The 1,299-nt window shown below is 34.5% G+C and carries 3 protein-coding genes; 1 reads left to right on the top strand and 2 read right to left on the bottom strand.

Annotated features, from left to right (window positions below):
- Together AC1DJR_RS32235 and AC1DJR_RS32230 are read right to left on the bottom strand one after the other, a co-directional pair.
- On the bottom strand, positions 1–548 hold a 548-nt coding region (locus AC1DJR_RS32235; RefSeq protein ID WP_477004497.1), incomplete at its 3' end, for a cupin domain-containing protein.
- Positions 549–677: 129 nt separating this feature from the next.
- Positions 678–794 (bottom strand): hypothetical protein, encoded by a 117-nt coding sequence (locus AC1DJR_RS32230; RefSeq protein WP_002018064.1) that lies wholly within the window; start codon positions 792–794, stop codon positions 678–680.
- A gap of 131 nt (positions 795–925) precedes the next feature.
- Between AC1DJR_RS32230 and AC1DJR_RS32225 the strand changes: the two genes are divergently transcribed.
- On the top strand, positions 926–1,299 hold a 374-nt coding region (locus AC1DJR_RS32225; RefSeq protein ID WP_477004496.1), incomplete at its 3' end, for a YfmQ family protein.

Below are 1,299 nucleotides of genomic sequence, written 5' to 3'. Positions count from 1 at the left end.
GAGTTAGGAGGACCAATTACAACTGACTCCTTAAGTGGCGAAAGGTCCTTTCCTAATTTTTCTGCACTTACACCGTATGCAGCTTGAAATACTTCTGGCGGTGTTAATCTAAGTATGTCTGATCCCTCTGCTGTTTCAAACTGATCGTTATTGAAGAACAAATGTAATTGTACTTCTTCTGTTACCGCTGTAATCCAATGCCACCATCCCATTGGAATAAAGACAGTTTGTCCCGCTTTCACATGATAATTTTGCAATTGATTCGTTTCGGGATTTAAAATGGATGTAACTGCTTCTCCTGATACAACAACATCTAATTCCCACGCATTCGGATGCCAATGTGGTTCCCGCATATGCCCTTTCGTCATAAATAAATCAACAAACGCCCCTCCTATCATCGCAGGTAACTGCGTTGAGGTAACTTCATATGCAACGTTTTTCTCATCTCTTTTAAAAAAGACATTTTTTCTCGAATCAAAGAAAAGATTTGGCGTTCCTGAGCTTTTCTTTAAATTTTTATTATCTGTAACATAACCTGAATTACTCATTCAATCCCTCTTTCCCGCTCCGAACATTTCTGATTTTACACTGTATCGTAATACCATACACGATAGCTACAGTACTCATAGTTACACTTCCTTGTAATTAGTTATATTTTTATTATAAACCTTTTTCTTTTAAAATACTTCGATTTCAACTTTTTGTAACAAAATTGATTTTTCTAATATTTCGTTCATAAAAATGGCATATTTTTCACAAATTATACAAAACTTCACCATATGTACTATTACCACATGAGTTATATTGTTAAATAGGATAAAGTGAAATTTTAGTCAGTACGGGGTATCTATCCCACACTGATTATTAGCCCGCACCAACCAGGATTTTACGGACCGTTACTGTGGGATAAAGGGGATGAAATACTATGACGACTTGGTTTATTGTAATGTTAGTTGTATTTGGAGCATTTAAAATTATTGTTTCTAGCCTTCCTAACTCTGCTATTGAATCCATTATTAGCAAGTACGAAACACATCCACAACTTGAAGAAGAGAATGTGACTGTTACAATCAATGGAAATAACTTAGAAGGCGAAAAGAAATCCAAAATTATTCATGATTTTAACGAAGGATTATTTTTAGATCGCTATTATGCACCACCACACAATGAAGGCACTCCTTTAATTATCAATGCAAAACGTGGCAAAAAAGATTTTACATTTTATATTTATAGTCATGAAGAGCATGTTGATGTAGTAAAACAACATAAAAAGAAGGTAGTTGCTTATAGTTTACGCTC

It is taken from the genome of Bacillus sp. 05T31 (assembly GCF_056396725.1).
The sequence above is the reverse complement of the archived record's forward strand: the minus strand, read 5'-3'. Positions and strand labels throughout refer to the sequence as shown.